Raw genomic sequence first — 425 nt, forward strand, 5'->3', positions numbered from 1 at the left:
TTTGGCGGCGTGCGCGGCAAGGGCGTGCTCACACTGGCCCTGTTGCCGCTGCGCCTGTTGCGCGCCTTCTGGCAGAGCCTGGCCGTGGTGCGCCGTGTGAAGCCCGACGTGGTGCTGGGCCTGGGCGGCTACATCACCTTCCCCGGCGGCATGATGGGCGTGCTGGCCGGCAAGCCGCTGGTGCTGCACGAACAGAATTCGGTGGCTGGCATGGCCAACAAGGTGCTGGCCGGCGTGGCCGACCGTGTCTACACCGCTTACCCCCAGGCCTTGCCCAAGGGCGAGTGGATCGGCAACCCCTTGCGCGCCGAATTCCTGCGGCAACCCGATCCGGCCGAGCGTTTCGCCGGCCGCCGCGGCCCGTTGAAGCTGCTGGTGGTGGGCGGCAGCCTGGGCGCCAAGGCCCTGAACGACACCGTGCCGCA

1 protein-coding gene is annotated in these 425 nt (G+C 70.4%); it reads left to right on the plus strand.

Annotated features, from left to right (window positions below; genetic code table 11):
- The coding region (locus HA630_RS00175; protein ID WP_208299874.1) for a glycosyltransferase at positions 1-425 on the plus strand (425 nt) is incomplete at both ends.

The sequence above is a fragment of the Aquabacterium sp. A08 genome (genome assembly GCF_011742065.1).